This is a genomic window from Mesorhizobium sp. WSM4898, from assembly GCF_029625845.1.
Classification (GTDB): domain Bacteria; phylum Pseudomonadota; class Alphaproteobacteria; order Rhizobiales; family Rhizobiaceae; genus Mesorhizobium.
Genome location: NZ_JARTVQ010000002.1, coordinates 1253613 through 1277840 on the forward strand (window position 1 = coordinate 1253613; position 24228 = coordinate 1277840).

General features: G+C 63.7%; 17 protein-coding genes and 1 tRNA gene. 10 read left to right on the forward strand and 8 right to left on the reverse strand.

Features of this window, described 5'->3' with window-relative positions; translation table 11 throughout:
- Positions 1-50 precede the first annotated feature (50 nt).
- From hemH to P9228_RS13485, 3 genes are all read left to right on the forward strand, one after another.
- Positions 51-1115 (forward strand): ferrochelatase, encoded by a 1065-nt coding sequence (gene hemH, locus P9228_RS13475; RefSeq protein WP_127240930.1) that lies wholly within the window; start codon positions 51-53, stop codon positions 1113-1115.
- Positions 1116-1248: 133 nt separating this feature from the next.
- Positions 1249-2199, forward strand: coding sequence for an SPFH domain-containing protein (locus P9228_RS13480; protein WP_067002512.1), 951 nt, complete (start codon positions 1249-1251; stop codon positions 2197-2199).
- Positions 2200-2227: 28 nt separating this feature from the next.
- Positions 2228-2692 carry an NfeD family protein gene (locus P9228_RS13485; RefSeq protein ID WP_067325928.1) on the forward strand — a complete coding sequence of 155 codons (465 nt, stop codon included), beginning with the start codon at positions 2228-2230 and terminating at the stop codon, positions 2690-2692.
- A 66-nt stretch (positions 2693-2758) separates the two neighbouring features.
- Here the strand turns inward: P9228_RS13485 and P9228_RS13490 are convergent, their stop codons facing one another.
- The gene (locus P9228_RS13490) at positions 2759-3760 is read right to left on the reverse strand and encodes a KpsF/GutQ family sugar-phosphate isomerase (protein ID WP_278054077.1); all 1002 of its coding nucleotides are present in this window, start codon (positions 3758-3760) and stop codon (positions 2759-2761) included.
- A gap of 161 nt (positions 3761-3921) precedes the next feature.
- Between P9228_RS13490 and P9228_RS13495 the strand changes: the two genes are divergently transcribed.
- On the forward strand, positions 3922-5712 hold the full coding sequence (locus P9228_RS13495; RefSeq protein WP_278053862.1) for an outer membrane beta-barrel protein: 1791 nt from the start codon (positions 3922-3924) through the stop codon (positions 5710-5712).
- A 69-nt stretch (positions 5713-5781) separates the two neighbouring features.
- Here P9228_RS13495 and galU read toward each other — a convergent pair whose 3' ends face one another.
- On the reverse strand, positions 5782-6687 hold the full coding sequence (galU, locus tag P9228_RS13500) for a UTP--glucose-1-phosphate uridylyltransferase GalU (protein ID WP_095777124.1): 906 nt from the start codon (positions 6685-6687) through the stop codon (positions 5782-5784).
- A gap of 224 nt (positions 6688-6911) precedes the next feature.
- Between galU and P9228_RS13505 the strand changes: the two genes are divergently transcribed.
- Positions 6912-8132 carry a lytic murein transglycosylase gene (locus P9228_RS13505; protein ID WP_095800476.1) on the forward strand — a complete coding sequence of 407 codons (1221 nt, stop codon included), beginning with the start codon at positions 6912-6914 and terminating at the stop codon, positions 8130-8132.
- 115 nt (positions 8133-8247) lie between these two features.
- A complete protein-coding gene (locus tag P9228_RS13510) occupies positions 8248-9462 on the forward strand; it encodes a DUF459 domain-containing protein (RefSeq protein WP_278053863.1) in 1215 nt (404 codons plus the stop codon).
- Positions 9463-9500: 38 nt separating this feature from the next.
- Here the strand turns inward: P9228_RS13510 and P9228_RS13515 are convergent, their stop codons facing one another.
- On the reverse strand, positions 9501-10955 hold the full coding sequence (locus P9228_RS13515; protein ID WP_095826717.1) for a glutamate synthase subunit beta: 1455 nt from the start codon (positions 10953-10955) through the stop codon (positions 9501-9503).
- A 154-nt stretch (positions 10956-11109) separates the two neighbouring features.
- Positions 11110-15828 carry a glutamate synthase large subunit gene (gene gltB, locus P9228_RS13520; RefSeq protein WP_278053865.1) on the reverse strand — a complete coding sequence of 1573 codons (4719 nt, stop codon included), beginning with the start codon at positions 15826-15828 and terminating at the stop codon, positions 11110-11112.
- Between the two features lie 490 nt (positions 15829-16318).
- Between gltB and P9228_RS13525 the strand changes: the two genes are divergently transcribed.
- Positions 16319-17371: a low specificity L-threonine aldolase gene (locus P9228_RS13525; RefSeq protein ID WP_278053866.1), complete on the forward strand. Its 1053-nt coding sequence runs from the start codon at positions 16319-16321 to the stop codon at positions 17369-17371.
- A gap of 181 nt (positions 17372-17552) precedes the next feature.
- On the opposite strand, the gene P9228_RS13530 is transcribed toward P9228_RS13525, so the two are convergent.
- Entirely contained in the window at positions 17553-18020 is a 468-nt protein-coding gene (locus P9228_RS13530) for an Hsp20 family protein (RefSeq protein WP_067002526.1), read from the reverse strand.
- 461 nt (positions 18021-18481) lie between these two features.
- Between P9228_RS13530 and P9228_RS13535 the strand changes: the two genes are divergently transcribed.
- Positions 18482-19438 carry an alpha/beta hydrolase gene (locus P9228_RS13535; protein WP_127215498.1) on the forward strand — a complete coding sequence of 319 codons (957 nt, stop codon included), beginning with the start codon at positions 18482-18484 and terminating at the stop codon, positions 19436-19438.
- A 20-nt stretch (positions 19439-19458) separates the two neighbouring features.
- Here P9228_RS13535 and hisN read toward each other — a convergent pair whose 3' ends face one another.
- Both hisN and P9228_RS13545 read right to left on the reverse strand, forming a co-directional pair.
- Positions 19459-20232, reverse strand: coding sequence for a histidinol-phosphatase (gene hisN / locus P9228_RS13540; RefSeq protein WP_278053869.1), 774 nt, complete (start codon positions 20230-20232; stop codon positions 19459-19461).
- 303 nt (positions 20233-20535) lie between these two features.
- Positions 20536-21477, reverse strand: coding sequence for an N-formylglutamate amidohydrolase (locus P9228_RS13545; protein WP_067002532.1), 942 nt, complete (start codon positions 21475-21477; stop codon positions 20536-20538).
- Between the two features lie 165 nt (positions 21478-21642).
- On the opposite strand from P9228_RS13545, the gene P9228_RS13550 reads away from it, so the two are divergent.
- Both P9228_RS13550 and P9228_RS13555 read left to right on the forward strand, forming a co-directional pair.
- Positions 21643-22005, forward strand: coding sequence for a response regulator (locus P9228_RS13550; RefSeq protein WP_278053870.1), 363 nt, complete (start codon positions 21643-21645; stop codon positions 22003-22005).
- 215 nt (positions 22006-22220) lie between these two features.
- A tRNA-Val gene (locus tag P9228_RS13555) sits at positions 22221-22295 on the forward strand.
- A gap of 774 nt (positions 22296-23069) precedes the next feature.
- On the opposite strand, the gene P9228_RS13560 is transcribed toward P9228_RS13555, so the two are convergent.
- Complete coding sequence (locus P9228_RS13560) at positions 23070-24224, reverse strand: dihydrodipicolinate synthase family protein (RefSeq protein ID WP_278053871.1); 1155 nt, start codon at positions 24222-24224, stop codon at positions 23070-23072.
- Between the last annotated feature and the right edge of the window lie 4 nt (positions 24225-24228).

Sequence of the window (24228 nt, forward strand, 5' to 3'; positions counted from 1 at the left end):
AAAACCGGCATGGCATCGCTAGTTTTCGCACCGACAACCGGAGACCGTCGATGACGCTTGCCAATCCTGCCGATGCGAAAGCCGCCAAGACCGCCGGTCCGGCGCCGGCGGGTGCCGCGCCGGTGAAAGCGGGCAAGATCGGCATCATGCTGATCAATCTCGGCACGCCCGACGGCACCGATTTCAAGCCGATGTGGCGCTATCTCAGAGAATTCCTCTCCGATCCGCGCGTCATCGAGCTCAACAAGGCGATCTGGTATCCGATCCTCTATGGGCTGGTTCTCACAACGCGACCGAAAAAGTCCGGCGCCAACTACGCCAGGATCTGGAATCGGGAGAAGAACGAGTCGCCGTTGCGCACCTTCACCCGCTCGCAGGCGGAGAAGCTCGCGGTTGCGCTTGCTGATTTGCCGGACGTCGTGGTCGACTGGGCCATGCGCTACGGCAATCCCTCGACCGGCAGCGTCCTCCGACGGCTGGTCGAGCAGGGCTGCGAGCGCATCCTCACTTTTCCACTCTATCCGCAATATTCGGCGACGACCACGGCGACCGCGAACGACCAGCTGTTCCGGGCGCTGATGAAGATCAGGCGAGCGCCGGCGATCCGCAGCGTGCCGCCCTATTATGACGAGCCGGTCTATATCGACGCCCTCGCCCGTTCGATCGAGCAAAACCTGGCGACGCTCGATGTCGCGCCGGAGGTAGTGATCACCTCCTACCACGGCATCCCAAAACCCTATTCCGACAAGGGTGACCCTTATCAGGCGCATTGCCTCGAGACGACGCGGCTGCTCAGGGCAAGGCTCGGCTGGGACGAGAAGAAGCTCATCACCACCTTCCAGTCGCGCTTCGGCGCCCAGGAATGGCTCCAGCCCTACACCGACGTCACTGTCGAGAAGCTGGCGAAGGACGGCGTCCAATCGATCGCGGTCGTCAATCCGGGTTTTTCCGTCGACTGTATCGAGACGCTGGACGAGATCGGCCGCGAGGCCGCCGAGACATTCCACCATGCCGGCGGCAAGAACTTCGCCCACATCCCCTGCCTCAACGACAGCGCCGAGGGCATGGCGGTGATCGAGGCGCTGGTGCGGCGGGAACTGTCAGGCTGGGTCTGACGTCCAATAATAGGCGTCGAAACCGGTTCGCAACAGCCTTCGCTAACCAATATTCGCGATCACCTGATTGTAACGCTTCGGAAACACACTTAAGTGATTCCGCGAGGTCGCCGCCTTTTGAGGGAGAAACGAAATGGGGTTTAGCGGTTTCGATATTGCCATCATTGTTCTTGTATTCCTCGTCATCATCCTTCTTTTCAAAGGCATCAGAACGGTGCCGCAGGGCTACAACTACACGGTGGAGCGTTTCGGCCGCTACACCAAGACGCTGACGCCCGGCCTGAACATCATCAACCCGATCTTCGAGCGCGTAGGCGCCAAGATGAACATGATGGAGCAGGTGCTCGATGTCCCGACGCAGGAGATCATCACCCGCGACAATGCAATCGTCGGCGTCGACGGCGTCGCCTTCTACCAGGTGCTGAATGCCCCGCAGGCCGCCTATCAGGTCTCCGGGCTGCAGAACGCCATCCTCAACCTCACCATGACCAACATCCGTACCGTCATGGGCTCGATGGATCTCGACGAATTGCTGTCTAACCGCGATGCGATCAACGAACGGCTGCTGCGCGTCGTCGATGAGGCCGCGCACCCGTGGGGCATCAAGATCACCCGCGTCGAGATCAAGGACATCAACCCGCCGGCCAATCTGGTGGATTCGATGAGCCGCCAGATGATCGCCGAGCGCGACAAGCGCGCCCAGATCCTGGCCGCCGAAGGCATGAAGCAGTCGCAGATCCTCGAGGCCGAAGGCCGCAGGGAAGCCGCTTTCCGCGATGCCGAGGCGCGAGAGCGTTCCGCCGAGGCGGAGGCCAAGGCGACCCAGGTGGTGTCGGAAGCCATCGCCAAGGGCGACGTGCAGGCGATCAACTACTTCATCGCGCAGAAATACACCGAGGCGCTGGCCAGGATCGGCTCGTCCAGCAACAACAAGATCGTGCTCATGCCGTTCGAAGCCTCATCGCTGATCGGTTCGCTCGGCGGCATCGGCGAGATCGCCCGCGAAGTGTTCAAGGCCGACGGCCCTTCCGGCCCGCAACGTCAGGGGGCGCGCACGCCGCTCGTGCGACCGTCGGACAATTGAGTCACGCCATCTGGGTGGGAGAACGTCAATGATCGATCGCATCGTCTCGGAACTCGGGCCGTGGAACTGGATGGTCCTCGGCTTCGTGCTGCTGGTGATGGAAATCGTGGCGCCCGGCGTGTTCATGCTGTGGATCGGCATCGCCGCGCTGATCATCGGCGCGGTATCGCTGCTGATTTGGGACGCTGCCTTCTGGACCTGGCAGCTCCAGGTGCTCGCCTTCCTCGTGCTCTCTCTGGTCTCAGCCTTCGTCGGCAAGAAGCTGGTGGGCGATCGTGCCGTCAATGCGGACCAGCCGCTGCTCAACCGCCGCGGCGCTCAGATGGTCGGCCGCACGGCGACATTGGCCGAGCCCATCAAGAATGGCCGCGGCCGCATCCGCCTCGGCGACACGCTGTGGCGTGTCTCCGGCCCGGACCTGCCCGTCGGCACCCAGGTGCGTGTGACCGGCGCCGCCGACACCGATCTGGAGCTGACGGTGGAGGCCGTCTGAGTTTGCGGGTTTCCTATTCTGAAGCCGTTTGGGAATCAGGCCTGCGTGTCCTGAGTCTCGCCCATCTCAGGCGGCGCCGATGCGCAGCAGATCGTGCAGATGCACCAGCCCCACGGGGCGATCGGCCTCGACCACCATCAGGCTGGTGATGGCCGATGTATTGATCGTCTGCAGCGCCGTCGCCACCAGCGTGTCGGGGGCAGCCGTCTTCGGCTTCTTTGTCATCACCTCATCGACGTTCATCGACAGAAGATCATCGGCAATGTGGCGGCGGATGTCGCCATCGGTGATGATGCCGATCAGCGCACCGTCGGCGCCGGTGATCGCCACGCAGCCAAAACCCTTGCGCGACAGTTCGACGATCGCTTCGCGCATTCCCGTGCCCGACGGCACCAGCGGCAGCCGCTCGCCGACATGCATGATCTCGCGCAGTTGCATCAGATTGGCGCCGAGCTGACCGCCGGGATGGAAGGTGCGGAAATGGTCCGGCGTGAAGCCGCGCGCCTCGAGCAGCGCGATCGCCAGCGCGTCGCCCATGACCAGCTGCAGCAGCGCCGATGTCGTCGGCGCCAGCCCGTGGGGACAGGCCTCCGGCGCGGCCGGCAGCAACAGCACGACGTCGGCGGCGCGCGCCAGCGCCGAATTCTCGCCCGAGGTGATGGCGATCAGCGGGATCGAAAAGCGTCTGGAATAGGCGACGATGCCCATCAGTTCCTTGCTCTCGCCCGACCAAGACATGGCGATGATGGCGTCGTCCCCGGCGATCATGCCGAGATCGCCGTGATTGGCCTCGGCCGGATGGACGAAGAAGGCAGGCGTGCCGGTCGAGGCGAGCGTCGCCGCGATCTTTGAGCCGATATGCCCGCTCTTGCCGACGCCGGTGACGATGACGCGGCCCTCGATACGCGCGATGGCATCCACTGCGGCAGCGAACGGTTCGGACAAGCCGTTGCCGAGAGCGGCTGCAAGCGCGGCCATGCCGGCCTGCTCCGTCGCCACCGTTCTCAGCGCCGATTCAATCGCTGCCTGCCTGTCCGGCTGCTTTCTTTCTGAGGACCCCGCGTGCATGGCAGATGCCATTAGCGCCATGTCGCCCGCCTGTCCAACGGAATTCCCGTCTCGCGTGCGTCGCGGACAAGGGCCCTTGGCCTGTTTCAACCCTCCGTTAACCATCCGCATTTACGGTCCGGTAAGTATGGCGCGCCTGCGCCGCGCAAGCAGTGGTGATGATGTCCGGGGGCGAGCCAGATACGAAAAAGGGCCGGAAGTGCATTGCCGTTGCAGCGCTTTTGCTGACGGCAAGCATTGGCGCCTTGCTGCGCACCGTGCCGGCATTTTCGCAAGAAACTGAGTTGCGCGGCGAGGTCTCCGAATCGGCAATCCTGGCCGACCAGCAACGCAAGGCGAGACAATTGCGCGCGCAGGGATCGCTGGATCAAGCGGTTCCGGCGACCCAGATGGCTGAGGACCAGACGACCGCCAACCCTTATGAGCCAGCAAGCCCAGGCGCGGTGCCCGACGACGACCAGACCGGGGGCGCGGCGGGCAGCATATTCGACCAGCCGCAAGCCACCGACGACCCCTTCGCCGACAATCAAACAATGGCCGCGCCACGCCGGCCTTCGACTGCCAGGCAGGGCGCGGCGGGTGCCAACGCGAAAAGCGATGCCAAGGCGGCCGACAAGAAAAACGCCAAGAAGAAGCCTGGCCAGACGGCCGACAGCACGGCCAAGGCCGCCACCGGCGATCCGGCCGAAACGGCGGCCACCGAGGATGACGGCGCGAACCGCCGCGCCGTCACCATCGACAGCGTCGACCGGCAGAAGCTCGATCCCGGCGCGGAGCGCACAGGATCGATCGAGGGCCAGAAAGTGAAGCTGGAGGACGATGCCTTCGCCGCCCCCGGCATCAAGGTCGGGACCTTTGTCTTCCGTCCGACACTCGAGCAAGGCCTCACCGCGACTTCCAATGCCGATGCCAGCGCCGGCGGCAGGTCGGCTGTGCTGTCCGAAACCGCGCTGCGTTTCTCCGCCACCTCCGACTGGCGCGAGAATTCGGCCGTCGTCGACGGCTACGGCCTTTTTCGCAACACGCTTTCGGGCCAGAAGATCAACGATGCGCAGGGCCGGATCGAAGGCCAGCTCACTGTCGACCTCGACAATGAACTGCGCGCCATCGCCAAGCTCGGGTATGAAGCGGTGCCGGAATCGGCGTCCTCGCCGGATGCGATTGCCGGCGTCACCTCACAGCCGCTGCGGCAGACGGTCGACGGCAGCCTCGGCATCGAGAAGGATGTCGGCAAGATGCGCTACGCGCTGACCGGCGCGGTCTCGCATGACTTCTACGGCGACGCCAAGCTCTCGGACGGCACCGTCTTGTCGCTGAAGGATCGCGACTCGACACTCTACTCTGCGACCTTGCGTACCGGCTACCAGGTCTCACCGGCCATGACGCCATTCCTTGAGGTGGAAGCCGGCCGGCGGATCTACGATCTGCGCCTCGACAGCAACGGTTTCGAGCGCTCCTCGACGCGGCTCGGCGCGCGTGCCGGCGTCGAGCTCGACATGCGCGAGAAGCTCTCCGGCGAGTTCTCCGTCGGATGGCTGCGCGAAGGCATCGACGACGACCGTCTGCCGGCGATTGCGGGGCCCTACGTCAACGCCGACCTCAGATGGTCGCCCGAGCGCGGCACCATCATCGGACTGACCGGAAGAACCACGGTCGAGACCACGACCATCGCTAACGAGAGCGGCGACCTCCTCTATTCGGGCCGGCTCACCGGCGAGCGGCAGGTCCGCGCCAACCTGACGGCGAATACAGCGCTGGGGCTCGATTGGCGCGACTACATCGGCTCCGATGGCCACGATCTGGTCCTGAGCGCCGAGGCCGGCCTGACCTGGTGGCTGAACCGCTATGCCGGCCTCACCACAAGAATCAGGACGGAGAAGCTCACCAGCAACCTTCCCGGTCGCGACTATGTCGCCAACAGCGTCTATCTCGGCCTGAAGGTGCAGCGCTGACACTTCGTGATCCTCGCGCCAGCGATGCGGACGCGGAGATCCGAAGGATCCGCTCCGCTTAGCCAGCACCTAGGAAGCGGCGCCGATCCGCTCCGCCGGCCGCACCTCATCCAGCAGCGTGCGGATGACCCCGGCCATGCTCGCATTCATGTCGCTGCGCCAGAGCGCGAAGGCGACATTGGCCTCGACGAAGCCTTCCGGCGAGCCGCAGTCGAAGGTGCGCCCCTTATAGTGATAGCCGTAGAAGGCCTGCTGCTTCTCCAGCTTCAGCATCGCATCCGTCAGCTGGATCTCGTTGCCGGCGCCGCGCTCCTGGCTTTCGAGGATGCCGAAAATCTCCGGTTGCAGGATGTAGCGCCCGTTGATGAAGAGATTGGAGGGCGCCGTGCCAGCCTTCGGCTTCTCCACCATGCCGGTGATGCGAAAACCGTGATGGGTGTCCTCGCCACGGCCGACGATGCCGTATTTATGGGCCTCGGCCGGGTCGCATTCCTGTACGGCGATGATGTTGTTCCCGGTCTCGGCATAGAGTTCGACCATATCCTTCATGCAGCTTTTTTCCGACTGCATGATCATGTCGGGCAAAAGCAGCGCGAACGGTTCGTCACCGACCAGCTCACGCGCGCACCAGACGGCATGGCCAAGCCCCATCGGCACCTGCTGGCGGGTGAAGCTGGTCTGGCCCGGCGCTGGCTGCAGCCGCTGCAGGCGGGCGAGCTGGTCGTCCTTGCCGCGCTGGGCGAGCGTATCATAGAGCTCGAACTGGACGTCGAAGTGATCCTCGATGACCGCCTTGTTGCGCCCGGTCACGAAAATGAAATGCTCGATGCCGGCGTCGCGCGCCTCGTCGACCACATATTGAATGACCGGCCGGTCGACGACCGTTAGCATCTCCTTCGGGATGGCCTTGGTGGCCGGAAGAAACCGTGTGCCGAGACCGGCGACCGGGAAAACTGCCTTGCGAACTCGCTTCATGCTCCACCCATCCGTTTAAGCCCATTATCCGCGCGGCCATCCGCTCCGCAATCCCCCCGAACATTTTCGCGCCGGAATGTTGAATTATCCGAGCGGATGGCTTGAAAATCGAAAGTTAAAGCACCGACCTCTCTTTTCGTTCCTAATGGCACCTATGGTAAACTAAATACTAACCGGCTTCGGCGTTGAATGATCCTTCCTAATTTTGATGAAGGAGGAAAAGGATGTCCGTTCGCAACAGCGCAAGGCGCCTGGCGGCATTTTTGACGGCCGCGGGCCTCACGCTTGCCTTGCTGATGCCCGCCGGACCCGCTTTCGCCGATGCGGGTTTCCGCCAGTGGGTCGCGGGCTTTCGTGCCACCGCGGTTTCGGGAGGCGTTTCCGGCGCAGTCTACGACAGGGCCATGAGGGGCATCGAGCCCGACCCGGTCGTGCTGGAAAAGGCCCGCACCCAGCCGGAATTCACCGCCCCCGCCTGGGATTATTTCGACAACCGGGTGCATGACCAGTCGGTGACCAATGGTCAGGCAATGGCGCGCAAATGGAAGCCATGGCTGGATCGGATCGAGGCACGGTTCGGTGTCGATCGCCATATCCTTCTCGCCATCTGGTCGATGGAATCGAACTATGGCGAGATCCTCAAGCGCGACGACATCATGCGCAATGTCATCCGTTCGCTGGCGACCCTTGCCTATGGCGACCCGAAGCGCTCGAAATATGCCCGAACCCAGCTGATCGCGGCGCTGAAGATCCTGCAGACCGGCGACATCGACGAAAGCCATCTCATGGGTTCCTGGGCGGGCGCGATGGGTCAGACCCAGTTCATCCCGACCAGTTATCAGCACTACGCGGTGGACATGGACGGCAATGGCCGGCGCGACATCTGGAATTCGATACCCGACGCGTTGGCGACTGCCGCCAATCTGCTCAGGAAGAACGGCTGGCAGGCCGGCAAGACCTGGGGCTATGAAGTGACCTTGCCGCCGGGCAAGCTGCCGGCCGGATCGAAGACGCTGGCGCAGTGGCAGGCGCTCGGGGTGGCCAGGGCCAACGGCAAGCCGTTCAGGAACCTGAGCGACAAGGCGACGCTCAAGGTGCCGGACGGCAGGGGCGGACCGGCCTTCCTGATGATCAGGAATTTCTCGGTCATCAAGGCTTACAACAATGCCGACAAATATGCTTTGGCCGTCGGCCTGCTCGCCGACGAAATCGCCGGTGGCACCGGGCTTGTGCAGGACTGGCAGCGGCCGTTCACCAAGCTCAGCTTCGAGCAACGGCAGGAACTGCAGAAGCGGCTTTCCGAGCACGGTTATTATGACGGCAAGTTCGACGGGAAGATCGGCGAGGGGTCGAAGGCCGCCATCATGGCCTACCAGGCGAAGGTAGGCTTGAGCCAGGATGGCTATCCGAGCCTGGAAGTGCTGAAATGGCTCCGGAAGCAATAGAGCCGCCCATGGCGTCAAGCATCCTTTCAAAAGCGGAAAGGATGCTGTAGCGCTGCGGCCTGCGCATGACTTGCCGGCTTTTTACGTTGTCATGCGCCAAGGATGGAGACTTTCATTGGTTACGGTCGCGCGTGTCTGGCTGATCGTTCGCCGCCTGCCGATTCTCGTCCTGGCCATCGCCGTGCTTGCCGTCGCCGGCTCGAGCGCCTTTCATACCCCGGCTTTCGCGCAGGAAGACGGAAACCGCGGCTGGTCGCTGCGCGATCTTCTTTTCCCGCGCCGCAGCGAGCGCATTGAACCTCCTGCCAATGTCCAGCCGGTGAGGCCGAAGCCGAAGGCCAGAAAACCCAAGCCGCGCCCGCCGGCCGAGCCGGAGGCGCCGGTCGTCGAAAAGGCGCCGGATGCGCGCGTCGTGCTGGTGGTCGGCGATTTTCTGGCGGGCGGGCTCGCCGAGGGTCTGGACGTCGCCTTCGCCGACAATCCGGCGGTCAGGATCGTTTCGCGCAGCAACGGCTCGTCGGGCTTCGTGCGTGACGATTTCTACAATTGGCCGGTCGAGATCAAGTCTCTGATCGAGACGGAGAAGCCGTCCGTCGTGGTGGTCATGCTTGGCTCCAACGACCGCCAGCAGATGCGCGTCGGCGACGTCCGCGAGCAGCCGCGCTCCGAGAACTGGACCAAGGAATACGAGCACCGCACCGATGCGCTGGGCAAGGCCATTCAGGATGCAAAGGTGCCGTTCCTGTGGGTCGGCATGCCGGCGTTCGGGGCGGCAAAAATGACCTCGGACATGCTCGCCTTCAACGACATCTATCATTCAGCCGCACAGACCCATGGCGGCGAGTTCGTCGATGTCTGGGACGGCTTCGTCGACGAGAACGGCGCCTTCGTCACCTCCGGTCCGGACATCAACGGCCAGCCGGTGCGCCTGCGCTCCGACGACGGCATCAACGTGACCAGGGCCGGCAAGCGCAAGCTTGCCTTCTACACCGAAAAGCCGCTGGCCAAGATCCTCGGACTGGCGGCACCCGGAAGCGTCACCACGGTTTCCGCGCCGGCGGGCGCTCCGGTCGAGGCGTCGAAGCCTGCCGCGGCCCCTGTCATCGTCGACCGCACCGCGCCGATGCTGCTCAGCGACCCCGCGCTCGACGGCGGGACCGAGCTGCTGGGTGCCGCACCGCCAGCCAAGGCCGATCCGAATCTTCCCGGCGAAAAGCTGACCGTCGAGGGCAAGGCGCCCGTCGCCTCGCCCGGCCGAGCCGACGATTTTTCCTGGCCGCCGAAGACGCCGACCGCTTCATCGGAGACCTCGACAGCGGTGCGTCGGTAGGGCCGCAACGGAAGAGCCCATCGTGGCTGCAGATAGACTCAGCGGGGGAGTACGCTAGACCCCATCAGCGCCTCGTCGATCGCGCGCGCTGCCTGGCGGCCTTCGCGGATCGCCCACACCACCAGCGACTGGCCGCGACGGACGTCGCCCGCGGCATAGAGCCTGTCTATGCTGGTTCTGTAGTCGCGGTCGTCGGCCTCGACGTTGCGCGAGCGGCGGCTGTCGGTGACCACCTTTATCTCGCCGTCCAGCTCCTTCATGACCCCATCATTCGCCGGACCGGCAAAGCCGATGGCGATGAAGGCGAGATCGGCGCGGATGACGAACTCGGTGCCGGCGATCGGCTTGCGCTTCTCATCGACCTCGCAGCAGCGGACGCCGGTCAGCTGTCCGTCCTCGCCGATGAATTCGAGGGTCGCCACCTGAAATTCGCGCTCCGCGCCCTCAGCCTGCGAGGAAGACGTGCGCATCTTCGTCGCCCAGTAAGGCCAAACCGCGAGCTTGTCTTCCTTCTCCGGCGGCTGCGGACGGATGTCGAGCTGCGTCACGCGCACCGCGCCTTGCCGGAAGGCGGTGCCGATGCAGTCGGACGCGGTGTCGCCACCGCCGACGACGACGACATGCTGGCCGCCGGCGATGATCGGATGTGACGGCCAGGCCACCGATTGGATCGGCTCGCCGCCGACTCGGCGGTTCTGCTGCACGAGATACGGCATGGCGTCATAGACGCCGCTGAGATCGTCGCCGGGGATGTTGGCCGGGCGCGGGGTTTCCGAGCCGCCGCAATAGAGCACGGCGTCGTGCTCGGCGAGGAGCTCGGCAACCGGCTTGTCGACGCCGACATTGACGCCGCAATGGAAACTCACGCCCTCGCCCTGCATCTGCTCGATGCGGCGATCGATGTAATGCTTCTCGATCTTGAAGTCGGGAATGCCGTAGCGCATCAGCCCGCCCGGCCGGCTCTCGCGCTCATAGACATGCACATCGTGGCCGGCGCGGCCGAGCTGCTGGGCGGCGGCCATGCCGGCCGGCCCGGAGCCGATGACGGCAACCCGCTTGCCGGTCTTCTTTTCCGGCGGGTAGGGCCGGATGTGGCCGGTCTCATAGGCCTTGTCGGCGATCGCCTGCTCGACCGTCTTGATGGCGACCGGAATGTCCTCGAGGTTCAGCGTGCAGGCTTCCTCGCAAGGCGCCGGGCAGATGCGGCCGGTAAACTCCGGGAAATTGTTGGTCGAATGCAGGTTGCGGATCGCGCTGTCCCAGTCGCCATTGTAGACGAGGTCGTTCCAGTCCGGGATCTGGTTGTGGATCGGGCAGCCGGTCGGTCCATGGCAGAACGGGATGCCGCAATCCATGCAGCGCGCGGCCTGTTTCTCGACCTCCTTGTCCGACATCGGCAGCGTGAATTCGCGGAAATGCCGGATGCGATCCGAGGCAGGCTGGTACTTCTGCACCTGCCGGTCGATTTCGAGAAACCCTGTTACCTTGCCCATAGTCCAGTCCCTGCTGTCCGAAGGCGCGCTCGCAAGTCTAGCTTGTCGGCGCACCCGTTAACCTCATAAGGCCGCCGTGGCAACCTTGGTCCGAGGTCAGGATTGTTGGTGAGGATGCCGGCCGGGCGATTACCTCCCCGGCCGTGCCCAAAGCCTATTCCGCCGCCACGCTCATGCGCATGCGCTCCATCTCGATCAGCGCGCGGCGATACTCGACCGGCATGATTTTCCGGAATTTCGGCCGGAAGCTTGCCCAATTGTCGAGGATCTCGCGGCCGCGCACCGAGCCCGTGTAATGGACGTGGTTCGAGATCAGCTGATAGAGCCGCTCCTCGTCATGGCTGGTCATGTCGCCGGAGACGTCGACGCGTCCCTTATGGTCGAGGTCGCCGCCATGATGGAGCAGCTTCTCCATCAGGTCGTCCTCTTCCGGAACGGGCTCCAGCTCGACCATCGCCATGTTGCAGCGTTCGGCGAAATCGCCCTTCTCGTCGAGCACATAGGCGACGCCGCCCGACATGCCGGCGGCGAAGTTGCGGCCCGTTTTGCCGATGACCACGACGATGCCGCCGGTCATGTATTCGCAGCCATGGTCGCCGACGCCTTCGACGACGGCAACGACGCCGGAATTGCGCACCGCGAAGCGCTCGCCGGCGACGCCGGCGAAATAGGCCTCGCCCTCGGTCGCACCGTAGAGCACCGTGTTGCCGACGATGATCGAGTCAGCCGCGACGATCTTGGCCTCTTCCGGCGGCCGGATGACGATGCGGCCGCCCGACAGGCCTTTGCCGACATAGTCGTTGCCGGCGCCGACCAGCTCGAAGGAGACGCCGCGCGCGAGAAACGCACCGAAAGACTGGCCGGCCGTGCCGGTGAGCTTGACCTGGATCGTGTCCTCGCGCAGGCCTTTGTGCTTGAAGCGCTTGGCGACTTCGCCCGACAGCATCGCGCCGGCAGAGCGGTCGACATTGCGGATTGGTAGCTCGATGCTGACCGGCTGCTTGGCTTCCAGCGCCGGCTTTGCCAGCTCGATCAGCTTGCGGTCGAGCACGTCGTCGATCGGATGCTTCTGCCGCTCGCTCCAGTGCAGCGCCTCAGGCGGCGCCTCCGGCTTGAAGAACATCTTCGAGAAGTCGAGCCCGCGCGCCTTCCAGTGCTGGATCACGTCGCGCTTCTCCAGAAGGTCGGTGTCGCCGATGATCTGGTCGAGATGGGTGAAGCCCATTTCCGCAAGCAGCGCGCGCACCTCCTCCGCCACGTAGAAGAAGAAGTTGATGACATGCTCCGGCGTGCCCTTGAAACGCTTGCGCAGCACCGGGTCCTGCGTCGCCACCCCGACCGGGCAGGTGTTCAGGTGGCACTTGCGCATCATGATGCAGCCGGCCGCAATCAGCGGCGCGGTCGAGAAGCCGAACTCGTCGGCGCCGAGCAGCGCGCCGATGATGACGTCACGGCCGGTGCGCAACCCGCCGTCGACCTGCAGCGCCACGCGGGAGCGCAGGCCGTTGAGCACCAGGGTCTGATGCGTCTCGGCGAGGCCCATTTCCCACGGGCTGCCGGCATGCTTGAGTGAGGTCAGCGGCGAAGCGCCGGTGCCGCCGTCGTAGCCGGAGATGGTGATGTGATCGGCGCGCGCCTTGGCGACGCCCGCCGCAACCGTGCCGACGCCGACCTCCGAGACCAGCTTGACCGAGACATCGGCCGCCGGATTGACGTTCTTCAAGTCGTAGATCAGCTGAGCCAGATCCTCGATCGAATAGATGTCGTGATGCGGCGGCGGCGAGATCAGGCCGACGCCTGGCGTCGAGTGTCTGACCTTGGCGATGGTGGCGTCGACCTTGTGTCCGGGCAACTGACCGCCCTCGCCGGGCTTGGCGCCTTGGGCCACCTTGATCTGCATGACGTCGGAATTGACCAGATACTCCGCCGTCACGCCGAACCGCCCCGACGCGACCTGCTTGATCGCCGAGCGTTCCGGATTCTTGCCGCCGCCGGGCAGCGGCAGATAGCGGTCGGCCTCTTCGCCGCCCTCGCCGGTGTTCGACTTGCCGCCGATGGCGTTCATCGCGCGCGCCAGCGTCGTGTGCGCTTCCCGGGAGATCGAGCCGAAGGACATCGCCCCGGTCGAGAAGCGCTTGACGATCTCGGCCGCCGGCATGACGTCTTCGATCGCGACCTTCTTGCGGCCGGTCTCTTCCGCCAGCTTGATCTCGAACAGGCCGCGGATGGTCTGCGCTCTAGCTGTCGCGCTGTCGATCTGCGCCGAATACTCCTTGAACGTGTCCCAGGAGCCCTGGCGCACGGCATGCTGCAGGCTGGCGACCGCATCCGGCGACCACATATGCGCCTCGCCGCGCATGCGGAACATGTATTCGCCGCCGACCTCGAGATTGTTGCGCAGCACCGGGTCGTTGCCGAAGGCATCGGTATGGCGGCTGAGAGTCTCGGTCGCGATCTCGTCCAGCCCGACGCCTTCGATCAGCGTCGCGGTGCCGGTGAAATACTTCTCGACGAAGTCCGACTTGAGCCCGATGGCGTCGAAGATCTGCGCACCGCAATAGGACTGGTAAGTCGAGATGCCCATCTTGGACATCACCTTGAGGATGCCCTTGCCGATGGACTTGATATAGCGGGAGACGACCTCGTATGCGTCGACCTCCTCCGGCAGCTCGCCGCGCCTGTGCATGTCGAGCAGCGTGTCGAAGGCGAGATAGGGATTGATCGCCTCGGCGCCATAGCCGGCCAGGCAGCAGAAATGATGCACCTCGCGGGGCTCGCCGGATTCGACGACCAGTCCTACCGCGGTGCGCAGGCCCTTGCGGATCAGGTGATGGTGCACCGCCGCCGTCGCCAGCAAAACCGGAATGGCGATGCGGTCCGGCCCGACCTGGCGGTCGGACAGGATGATGATGTTGTAGCCGCCCGCGACCGCCGCCTCGGCGCGCTCGCAGAGCCGGTCGATGGCGCCTTGCATGCCGGCAGCGCCCTCGTTCGAACCGTAGGTGATGTCGATCGTCTTGGTGTCGAAGCGGTCCTCGGTGTGTCCGATGGAGCGGATCTTCTCGAGATCGCCGTTGGTGAGAATCGGCTGGCGCACTTCAAGCCGCTTGCGGCGCGATGTGCCGATCAGGTCGAAGATGTTCGGCCGCGGCCCGATGAAGGACACCAGGCTCATCACCAGTTCCTCACGGATCGGGTCGATCGGCGGATTGGTGACCTGAGCGAAGTTCTGCTTGAAATAGGTGTAGAGCAGCTTCGACTTGTCCGACATCGCCGAGATCGGCGTGTCGGTGCCCATCGAGCCGACCGCTTCCTGGCCGGTAGTGGCCATCGGCGCCATCAGAAGCTTCGTGTCTTCCTGTGTGTAGCCGAAGGCCTGCTGGCGATCGAGCAGGCTGACATCCTTGCGCAGCGCCCGCGGCTCGACCGGCTTCAGCTCTTCAAGAATCAACTGCGTGTTGGCGAGCCAGGTCTTGTAAGGGTGCCTGGTCGCGATCTCCGACTTGATCTCCTCGTCGGAGATGATGCGGCCCTTGGCCAGATCGATCAAAAGCATGCGGCCGGGCTGCAGCCGCCACTTCTGCACGATCTTTTCCTCCGGCACCGGCAGCACGCCGGCTTCCGAAGCCATGATGACGCGGTCGTCGTCGGTGACGATGTAGCGAGCCGGACGCAGGCCGTTGCGATCGAGCGTCGCGCCGATCTGGCGCCCGTCGGTGAAGACGACCGCCGCCGGCCCGTCCCACGGCTCCATCAGCGCAGCGTGGTACTCGTAGAACGCCTTGCGGTCGGAATCCATGAGCTTGTTGCCGGCCCAGGCTTCCGGGATCAGCATCATCATGGCGTGGCTTAAGCTATAGCCGCCCTGGAACAGGAATTCGAGCGCATTGTCGAAGCACGCCGTGTCGGACTGACCCTCATAGGAGATCGGCCACAGCTTCGAGATGTTGTTGCCGAACAGCTCGGAATCGACCGAGGCCTGACGCGCCGCCATCCAGTTGTTGTTGCCGCGCACCGTGTTGATCTCGCCGTTATGCGCGACCATGCGATAGGGATGCGCCAGCTTCCATGACGGGAAGGTGTTGGTCGAGAAGCGCTGGTGGACGAGGATCAGCGCCGTGTCGAAGCGCGGATCCTTGAGGTCCTTGTAATAGGCGCCGACTTGGTAGGCGAGGAACATGCCCTTGTAGACGATGGTGCGCGCCGACAGCGACACGCAATAGGCGCCGACATCCTTGTTGTCGTTCTCGGCATAGATGCGGCCCGAGATCACCTTGCGCAGCAGGTAGAGCCTCGCCTCGTACTCCTCGTCGTCCGGAATCTCGGCCGTGCGGCCGATGAACACCTGGCGATGGAACGGCTCGGAGGCGACAATCTCCGGCGCCTTCGACAGCGACGAATTATCGACCGGCACGTCGCGGAAGCCGATCAGCGGCAGCCCTTCGGACTGGGCCGATTCGGCGATGATGTCCTCGATATGGGCGCGAAGGGCTGCGTCCTGCGGCATGAACCAGTGGCCGACGCCATATTGGCCTGCCGGCGGCAGTTCGACGCCCTTTCCGGCCATCTCATCGCGGAAGAACCGATCCGGAATCTGCACCAGCACGCCGGCGCCGTCGCCGACCAGCGGATCGGCGCCGACAGCGCCGCGATGGGTGAGGTTTTCCAGCATCGCCAGACCGTCCTCGACGATCTGGTGCGACTTTACGCCCTTCATGTTGGCGATGAAGCCGACGCCGCAGGCGTCATGCTCGTTGCGCGGATCGTAGAGGCCCTGCGCGATCAAACCATTGGCGGCGGTACCAGTTTTGACGGCTGCCGCTTTCGTCTGCGCGGCCTGGCCGTTGATCGCAGATGGCGTCAGTTCCGTCATCGTCCTATCCTCCGTTCCGCACCCTTGGCGGTGATTTCCCTCGGGGCGCTGGTTTGCCTTGGGAAGCACGATGCTTCCCTTCGTCCTTGCTGCACGTCTCGCGAAATTCTTGCCGAACCATGCGGCCATACGCCCGGTTCGCATCCGGTATCGTACAGGCCAGAGCGGAGCCGTCTACCCGCCGCTCGCGACAATAGCCGGAATGGCAGCGATGATATGCCAGTCCAGCCTGTTTTGTGCGACAAAATAAGACAGCACTACTGTCCTAAATTTTTTATGGCAGAAATCCCGCACCTGCACAAGACCGATTCACAAAATTCTTGGGCGTGCCGCGACACAAAATTTCGCGAAGGGATCGGAAAACGCAACCTCTAGTCAGTCGTTACGGCCCGGCTGGCTTCACCGTTTTGCGAAAGATTGGCCCTTGCGCTTCGGGCGCCAAAGCAGTCAAGTCGCGCCGCTTTCTGCCAATCACAATACGGACCTCTCGATGTTCTTTGCATCCGACAACTGGGCGGGCGTTCATCCCGACATTTCGGCGAACCTCTCCCGCCACGCGGCCGGCATCGCGACCGCGTATGGCGACGGCGACTTGGACCGCACCGTCTACCATCGCTTCAGCGAGATCTTCGAGCGCGATGTTCAAGTGTTCTTCGTCGCCACCGGCACCGCGGCCAACGCCCTTTCGATGGCGGCGTTGAACCGTATCGGCGGCATCGCCCTTTGTCATTCCGAAGCGCATATGAATGTCGACGAGTTCGGAGCGATGGGCTTCTACACCGGCGGCGCTCGTACGACGCCGGTTGCGGGTCCCCTGGGGCGCATCAACCCGCAGGCTCTCGACGACGCCATCAGGCGTTATTCACAGGATCTTGCGCCGGCCGGCCAGCCGATGGCCGTGACGATCACCCAGGCGACCGAGGTGGGCACCGTCTACACCGTCGACGACGTCAAGGCGATCGCCGAGGTCAGCCGCAGGCACAAGCTGCCACTGCATATGGATGGCGCGCGCTTTGCCAATGCGATTGCCGCGACCGACGTCACGCCGGCGGAAATGACCTGGAGGAGCGGCGTCGACCTGATCTCCTTCGGCGGCACCAAGAACGGTTGCTGGATGGCCGACGCGGTGGTGATCTTCAACCCGGAAGTCGGCCGGGATCTGCGCCTGCTTCGCCAGCGCGCCGGACAGACCTTTTCCAAGGCGCGCTTCATCTCGGCGCAATTCGAAGTCTATTTCACCGACGACCTTTGGCTGAGGATGGCGCGGCATGCCAATGCGATGGCGGCACATCTCGCCGAGACGATCGAGGACGCGCCGGCGGGCAGGCTCGCCTGGCTGCCGCAGGCCAACGAAGTGTTCGCAATCTTCGACCGCGCTCTTGCCGAAAAGCTGCAGACCGCCGGCGCCAAATTCTATGAATGGGGCGTGCCGCAGGGTTTCGATGGCCATCTCGGCGACAAGGAAGCAATCTACCGTTTCGTCGCCAGCTTCGCCACCACCACCCAAGAGATCGACCGTCTCGGCCAACACCTCTCGCAATGATCAGGCGAGCAAAGGCCCCAGCGACAGTTCGAGGCCAAGCAGGATCAAAAAAGCCAGAAAACATCGGCGAAATGTCGCCGCGTTGATTTTCTGGCGCAGGATTAATGTCACAAAAAAGCGGCGCCCTTCCGGCGCCGCTTTCGTCTCGGGAGGGAGACGTTTCTTACATGGAGCCCGCGGCTTACGCGGCGGCCTTGGCCTCGATCTGCTTGGCCTTGTCCGAAGACGAGGTGATCGCGATCTTGCGCGGCTTCAGCTCTTCCGGAATGTTGCGCTTGAGGTCGACGAAGAGCAGGCCGTTCTTCAGCGTGGCGCCCTCGACCTCAACGTGGTCGGCGAGCTGGAAGCGACGCTCGAAGGCGCGCGAAGCGATGCCGCGATAGAGCAGCTCGGAACCCTCGCCATTGTTCTCTTCCTTGCGCTCACCCTTGACGGTCAGCACATTGCGGTGCGCCTCGATCGAGATCTCGTCTTCCGAGAAGCCGGCAACCGCCATCGAGATGCGATAGGCGTTCTCGCCGGTGCGCTCGATGTTATAGGGCGGATAGGTCTGCGCGCTCTCGGGCTGGCCGAGCGTATCGAGCATGGTGAACAGCCGGTCGAAACCGACGGTCGAACGATAAAGCGGGGAAAAATCAACGTGACGCATGATGTGTTCTCCTGTTGAGCAACATGGTTTGCGTTTGACCCGGTACGAAACCCTCGAAAGGCGCTCCGGATAGGCCAGCGGCCCCGACATCGGCGGCCGCAACCTCCATTTGGGAAGCGGAAAAGCCCATTTCAAGAACTTCGCGCACCAACTTTCCCTTCGATTTTTCGCTCGATGAACGCCAGATGAACCGAGGCTTCGGCATCCGTTCAGCCTGGGCTCGCTAGGCTGCAGTCGACAATACGGATATGCGGCGCCTCGATCGGTGCGCCGCGACGAGGCCGACCGGGTGTAACGTCCCTTCCTCCCGGATCGACAGAGGCCGGAAGCGCGCCGCAGGTGCTTCCGGCCTTCCCGTTCAGGAAAGCGCGTATCCCGGACCTTTGCTTTTGGCGCATGGCCGTCTATCACCGTGGCGACGCCTGGCCCGCTCGGGCAAGAAGCAATCAGCGAAGCGCCGAATGACGGACCTTTTCTATCTGACTGAGGGCAATCCGCCGCCGCAGAACGCTGCCGGCGGCTTCTTCACCACCCGCGACGGCAGGAAGATCCGCTACGGCGTTTTCGCCGCCGTCGCCCGCCCGCTCCAGGGCACGGTGGTGCTGCTGACCGGCCGCAACGAGTGCATCGAGAAATATTTCGAGACCATCCGCGATCTCGCCGACCGCGGCTTCGGCGTCGCCACCCTCGACTGGCGCGGCCAGGGCGATTCCAGCCGCCTGCTGCGCGACCGGCAGCGCGGCTATGTCCGCAGCTTCGGCGACTACACCCGTGATCTCGAGCAGTTCTTCGAGGAGATCGTGCTGCCCGATTGCCGCGGCCCCTATTACATCCTCGCCCATTCGACGGGAGCGGTGATCGCGCTGCTTGCCTCGCCGTCGATGGTCAACCGGGTGCGGCGCATGGTGCTGATCGCGCCTTTCCTGGCCGTGCCCGACTTGCGGGTTTCGATCGCCACCATACGGCGCGTCTGCGCGGTGTTCTGCGCGCTAGGCCTCGGCCGCCTCTATGCCGCCTGGGGGCCGCGCCCGAAATTGCCGACGCCCTTCGAAATGAACAAGGTGACGTCCGACCCGGAGCGCTACCGGCGCAATACCGATATTTACAGGGCCTGGCCCCACCTTGGACTCGGTGGTCCGACCATCCGCTGGCTGAAGGCCGCAGCCGCAGCCGCGGAAGCGGTCAGCGACCCCGATTTCATGGCAAGGATCCAGGTACCGACGCTGATCGTCGCCGCCGGCGCCGACCAGGTGGTCTCTACCAAGGCGGTCGAATCCTATGCCAGACGGCTGCGCGTCGGCTCGTTGTTGATGATCGACGGCGCGCATCATGAGATCCTGCAGGAGAGGGATCTCTTTCGCGAGCAGCTCCTGGCGGCCTTCGATGCTTTTGTTCCGGGAACCGGCGACGCTGCCTGATCACGGAACGACGCCGCGGATCAGCCGCGCAGCGCCGCCATTGCCGCGGCGTGCAACTCCGGCGTCGCCGCCGCCAATATGTCGCCGCCGTTTTCCGCCGGCCCGCCTTCGAAGGTGGTGACGACGCCGCCCGCCTTCTCGATGATCGGGATCAGCGCCACGATGTCGTAGGGTTTCAAACCCGGATCGGCGACGATATCGACGCTGCCCGCCGCCACCATGGCGAAGGCGTAGCAGTCGGTGCCGTAGCGGGCGAGCTGCACCTGTTTCTCGAACGCGTCATAGCGGTTGCGCGCCGCGCCCTTGAACAGCGCCGGCGTGGTGGTGAACAGGGTCGCCTGCGAAAGCTGCGTCGTCTTGCGCGTCGCGAGCTTGCGCGGGCCACCCGGGCCTTCGTAATGCGAGCCGGAGGCATTGGCATAGAACAGCTCGCCGGTGAAGGGCTGCGACATCAGGCCGGCTACGGCATCGCCGTCGATCGTCAGTCCGACCAGCGTTCCCCAGACCGGCAGGCCGGAAATGAAGGCGCGTGTGCCGTCGATCGGGTCGATGACCCAGACATGCCGGCTCGAAATGTTCTCGCTGCCATGCTCCTCGCCGAGGATGCCGTGATCGGGATATTCCGCCGAGATAAGCGCCCGGATCGCCCGCTCGGCCTCGCGATCGGCCTCCGTCACCGGATCGAAGCTCTCCGCCAGCTTATTGGCGACTGCGGCCTGGCTGCGGAAGCGAGGCAAGGTCTCGGCGGCGGCGGCACGCGCGATGCGCCGCATGAAGTCGATGCTGATATCCAACCCGCTCTCCCCGTTGCGGCAACCATCCGGCAGCTGCTGTCTTCTTGTCGGACCGGAGCGTGCAACCGGGTCAGGCGCCCTCGCCTGTTGCCTCAAAGTCACACGTCAGGCGCCGAAACCGGATTTGCACATCATATTGAATTAAAAAAGCCTGAAGTCGATTGACATTTGTGCATCGCACAATACTTTTGTTCTCGGACAGCTTATCCTGTCCATGCCCTCCTTGGGCGTTTCCTCCCTAGACTTCGACCGTGTCGTGAAAACGATGCGGTCTTTTTTTGAGCTGCGGTTCGCAGCGCCGCGTCATTCGGCGGCGAGCGGCAGGTCGAGGAAATGATGGCCGGGCATCGAAATCAGTTCGGCCGAAAACCGCGTCAGGTCGTCGGCTAAAGCGTCGAAACCGGCCGATTTCTGGAATGTCCGCTCGTTCATGTAGAGCCCGCGATTGACCTCGATCTGCAGCGCGTGGAGATGACGCGCCGGCCGCCCGTAATGCTCGGTTATGAAGCCGCCGGCATAAGGCTTGTTATGCGCGACAGCGTAGCCCATTCCGGTGAGCAGGCCGATCGCCCTCTCGGTTAGAGCCGCGCTGGCGGAAATGCCGAAACGATCGCCGATGATGAAATCCGGCCGCGCGCCATTGTCGCCGACCCGGACGCTGGCCGGCATCGAATGGCAGTCGATCAGCACGGCATAGCCGAACCTGGCGTGGGTCCTGGTCAAGAGCCGCTTCAGCGTCTCGTGATAGGGCTTGTAGACGGCCTCTATGCGTCCCACGGCCTCGGAGAGCGGCAGACGCCCGGGATAGATGTCGAGCCCCTCCCCCACCAGCTTCGGCACCGTGCCCAGCCCGCCCGCGACGCGGGCAGAGCGGATATTGCAGAAGGACGGCACCGGCTCCGCGAACATGCGCGGATCGAGTTCCCACGGTTCGCGGTTGACGTCGAGATAGGCGCGCGGGAAATTTGCCGCCAACATCGGCGCGCCGAGCGCGACGGCGCCGCCGAACAGCTCATCGACATAGCAATCCTCCGACCGGCGTATGGCGTTGCGGTCGAGCCGCACCATGGCCAGGAAGCGCTCGGGATAATGGCGGCCGCTATGCGGCGAGTTGAACAGGAAAGCTACGCGTTGCTCGGCGCCCGATCGGATTTCGAAGGGTGGTGTGACCGAAAAATCCTCGGCTGCCGTCTTCAATTTGAACGAACCAGGACGAAGCACTGCATCATGATGCGAAACTGCCATCTTGCGTCCGGCATGTCCAGCATTTCAGCCCCGCGAAACGCACAGTCGAAGTGGTCGCGACAAGGCCAACGTTCACTTGATGTTTACCGTCTCCTCCTCATATACAGGATGGTTAACGGGCTTGCCCGGCGGCAGGCTTGGGGCGGGTGATTCGGACGGGATACGATGGCACGCATTCTTCTGGCGGAAGACGACGACGATATGCGCCGGTTCCTCGTCAAGGCGCTGGAACGCGCCGGCTATCAGGTGAGCGATTTCGACAACGGCGCCAGCGCCTATGAGCGGCTGCGCGAAGAGCCTTTTTCGCTGCTTCTGACCGACATCGTCATGCCGGAGATGGACGGCATCGAGCTTGCCCGCCGCGCCACTGAGATCGATCCGGATCTCAAGGTCATGTTCATCACCGGCTTCGCTGCCGTCGCGCTCAATCCGGATTCCAAGGCGCCCAAGGACGCCAAGGTGCTGTCGAAGCCGTTCCATCTGCGCCATCTCGTCAACGAGGTCGAAAAGATGCTTCAGGCGGCCTAAAGGGTTTTTCCGGCCGACGCATGTCGTCCAAAACGGCGCAGCGGCTGGGAAAACGACATCAACTAAACAAAAGATCTAAGCGCGTCACTCAAACCCGTTTCGACGCGACGCGCTTTAGGCTTGGCGCTTCCGCCGCTGCGGCGAAACCGAGCTTTCTTTTCTCGTTCCTGCTATTGACGCGCCGGACCAAAAATGGTGTATGCGCGGCTTCGGATGGGCGTGTAGCTCAGCGGGAGAGCACTGCATTGACATTGCAGGGGTCACAAGTTCAATCCTTGTCACGCCCACCATCCTTTCAATAACTTAGCTAACCCAATGTGCCGATCGGCACAGAAACTCCGGGTCGAAGATTTCCAACCGCGACCCCGGAACCAAATCGGACGCGTTCCGTTGCACGCCAAATGGGGACTGGCTGCAATGGCCGAAGACGAGTTGGAAGGTTTATATAGATCCCATCAAATTGCGCGCCGAGCGGTATCGGCTTCGAGCCGAAGTCGACGCCGAACGGCAACAAGCGCGACGGATCCGCAGCGAACTGCAGTCGGCCCGAGAGCGAGCCTGGATATTCCGGCAAGGCCCAGAAGATCTCTAACGCACCGTGCCACTGATCTGACGCCCGCAAGTTAACCTTCATCGTCGGCAACTAGCAAAGGACGCCGGCGGCTGAGAGACAGCGACCGCGTTCCCGTCTGAACCAAGACCCGAGACGCGTCGTGCGAGACCGAATTCCCGACAATCCACGCCCGCGCCCTCTTCAAGCCGAGAGCGACAGGAAGCTCCTCGCCCAAACGAGAGATGTGATCAATCGTTCGAGGCAGAAGCTCATCGACACAGAACCGCAGATCGATCCGCACCGGTTGAAGCGGATTTCTCGCAAAGTCACTGGGATCTAGACTAGACCTCGGCCTGCGGGAACATGCGCTGCTGCCGATCGGTCGGCCTAATGATGGTCGACGACGGCGGTGCCAACCCCTTCCAGCTGAATTTCGGCTGCTGCCGGTCCAAGCCCGATATCCAGGTTACGCTTTTCGCCAGCGGCAGGGGAAGCGAGAGGCATATCCCTCTCAGACGCCCGAGACGGCGCAAAGTGCTTTCATCCTGGCGACGGCGAGGTGAGGATCGGCCAGCAGTCCCGCCTGATCGGCGAGGCGGAAAACATCGGCGTAGTGGCAGACGCCGCGTGCCGACTGCATGCCGCCGACCATGGTGAAATGATCCTGGTGGCCATTCAGCCAGGCCATGAAGACGATGCCTGCCTTGTAATATTCCGTCGGGGCTTCAAAGATCTTGCGCGACAGCGGCACGGTCGGCGCCATCAGCGCGTCATAGCCGGCCCGGTCGCCCTCGGCGAGCCTGGCCAACGCGGGGTTGGCCACCGGGGCGATGGCATCGAAGATGCCGAGCAGCGCATGCGAGTGCCTCTTGCCGTCGCCCGCGATCAGCTCCGGATAGTTGAAATCGTCACCCGTGAACATCACCACGCCTTCAGGCAGGCGGTCGCGCAGCAGCACCTCCTTGCCTGCGTCGAGCAGCGATATCTTTATGCCTTCGACCTTGTCTGCGTGCCGCTCGATGATGGCGACCACGGTGTCCAGGGCGGTATCGAAATCATTGCTGCCCCAATAGCCCTTGAGCGCAGGATCGAACATGTCGCCCAGCCAGTGCAGGATCACCTTGCCGGAGGCTTGGCTGAGGATGTGGTCGTAGACGCGGGCATAGTCGTCCGGGCCTTTGGCCACGGCCGCCAGCGCGCGGCTTGCCATCATGATCGCCTTGCCGCCCTCGCCTTCGATGAAGGCGAACTGCTCCTCATAGGCTCGGATCACATCGTCCAGCGACTTTGCCGCGGCCGGCGCCAGATGGTCGGTGCCGGCGCCGGAAGCGAGATCGGCGCCTTTCACCGTGCGCGCCTCGGCGATCGAGCGCCGGATCAGTTCTTTCGCGCTCGCCCAGTCGAAACCCATGCCGCGCTGCGAGGTGTCCATCGCCTCGGCGATGCGGAAGCCGAGCCGCCACAGATGATGACGGAATGCCATGGTCTTGTCCCAGTCGACCGCCGGCCGCGACCAGGGATCGGTCATGGCGAAGGGGTTGGCGACGACATGGGCGGCGGCATAGGCGAGGCGCGGGAAATCCGCGCCGATGTTGGGCTGCGCCGGTTGGCCGACCAGCCGGTAGCGGACACGATCGCCATTCTTCGCAGGCAGGATGATGTCCATCGAA

Bases quoted from the DNA above. Each gene is read 5' to 3' on its own strand.
- P9228_RS13505 (WP_095800476.1), top strand. From the start codon at position 6,912: ATGTCCGTTCGCAACAGCGCAAGGCGCCTGGCGGCATTTTTGACGGCC.
- P9228_RS13480 (WP_067002512.1), top strand. From the start codon at position 1,249: ATGGGGTTTAGCGGTTTCGATATTGCCATCATTGTTCTTGTATTCCTC.
- P9228_RS13525 (WP_278053866.1), top strand. From the start codon at position 16,319: ATGTTCTTTGCATCCGACAACTGGGCGGGCGTTCATCCCGACATTTCG.
- P9228_RS13490 (WP_278054077.1), bottom strand. From the start codon at position 3,760: ATGCACGCGGGGTCCTCAGAAAGAAAGCAGCCGGACAGGCAGGCAGCG.
- P9228_RS13485 (WP_067325928.1), top strand. From the start codon at position 2,228: ATGATCGATCGCATCGTCTCGGAACTCGGGCCGTGGAACTGGATGGTC.
- P9228_RS13535 (WP_127215498.1), top strand. From the start codon at position 18,482: ATGACGGACCTTTTCTATCTGACTGAGGGCAATCCGCCGCCGCAGAAC.
- hemH (WP_127240930.1), top strand. From the start codon at position 51: ATGACGCTTGCCAATCCTGCCGATGCGAAAGCCGCCAAGACCGCCGGT.
- P9228_RS13550 (WP_278053870.1), top strand. From the start codon at position 21,643: ATGGCACGCATTCTTCTGGCGGAAGACGACGACGATATGCGCCGGTTC.
- P9228_RS13530 (WP_067002526.1), bottom strand. From the start codon at position 18,020: ATGCGTCACGTTGATTTTTCCCCGCTTTATCGTTCGACCGTCGGTTTC.
- P9228_RS13545 (WP_067002532.1), bottom strand. From the start codon at position 21,477: ATGGCAGTTTCGCATCATGATGCAGTGCTTCGTCCTGGTTCGTTCAAA.
- P9228_RS13515 (WP_095826717.1), bottom strand. From the start codon at position 10,955: ATGGGCAAGGTAACAGGGTTTCTCGAAATCGACCGGCAGGTGCAGAAG.
- P9228_RS13560 (WP_278053871.1), bottom strand. From the start codon at position 24,224: ATGGACATCATCCTGCCTGCGAAGAATGGCGATCGTGTCCGCTACCGG.
- gltB (WP_278053865.1), bottom strand. From the start codon at position 15,828: ATGACGGAACTGACGCCATCTGCGATCAACGGCCAGGCCGCGCAGACG.
- P9228_RS13495 (WP_278053862.1), top strand. From the start codon at position 3,922: ATGTCCGGGGGCGAGCCAGATACGAAAAAGGGCCGGAAGTGCATTGCC.
- galU (WP_095777124.1), bottom strand. From the start codon at position 6,687: ATGAAGCGAGTTCGCAAGGCAGTTTTCCCGGTCGCCGGTCTCGGCACA.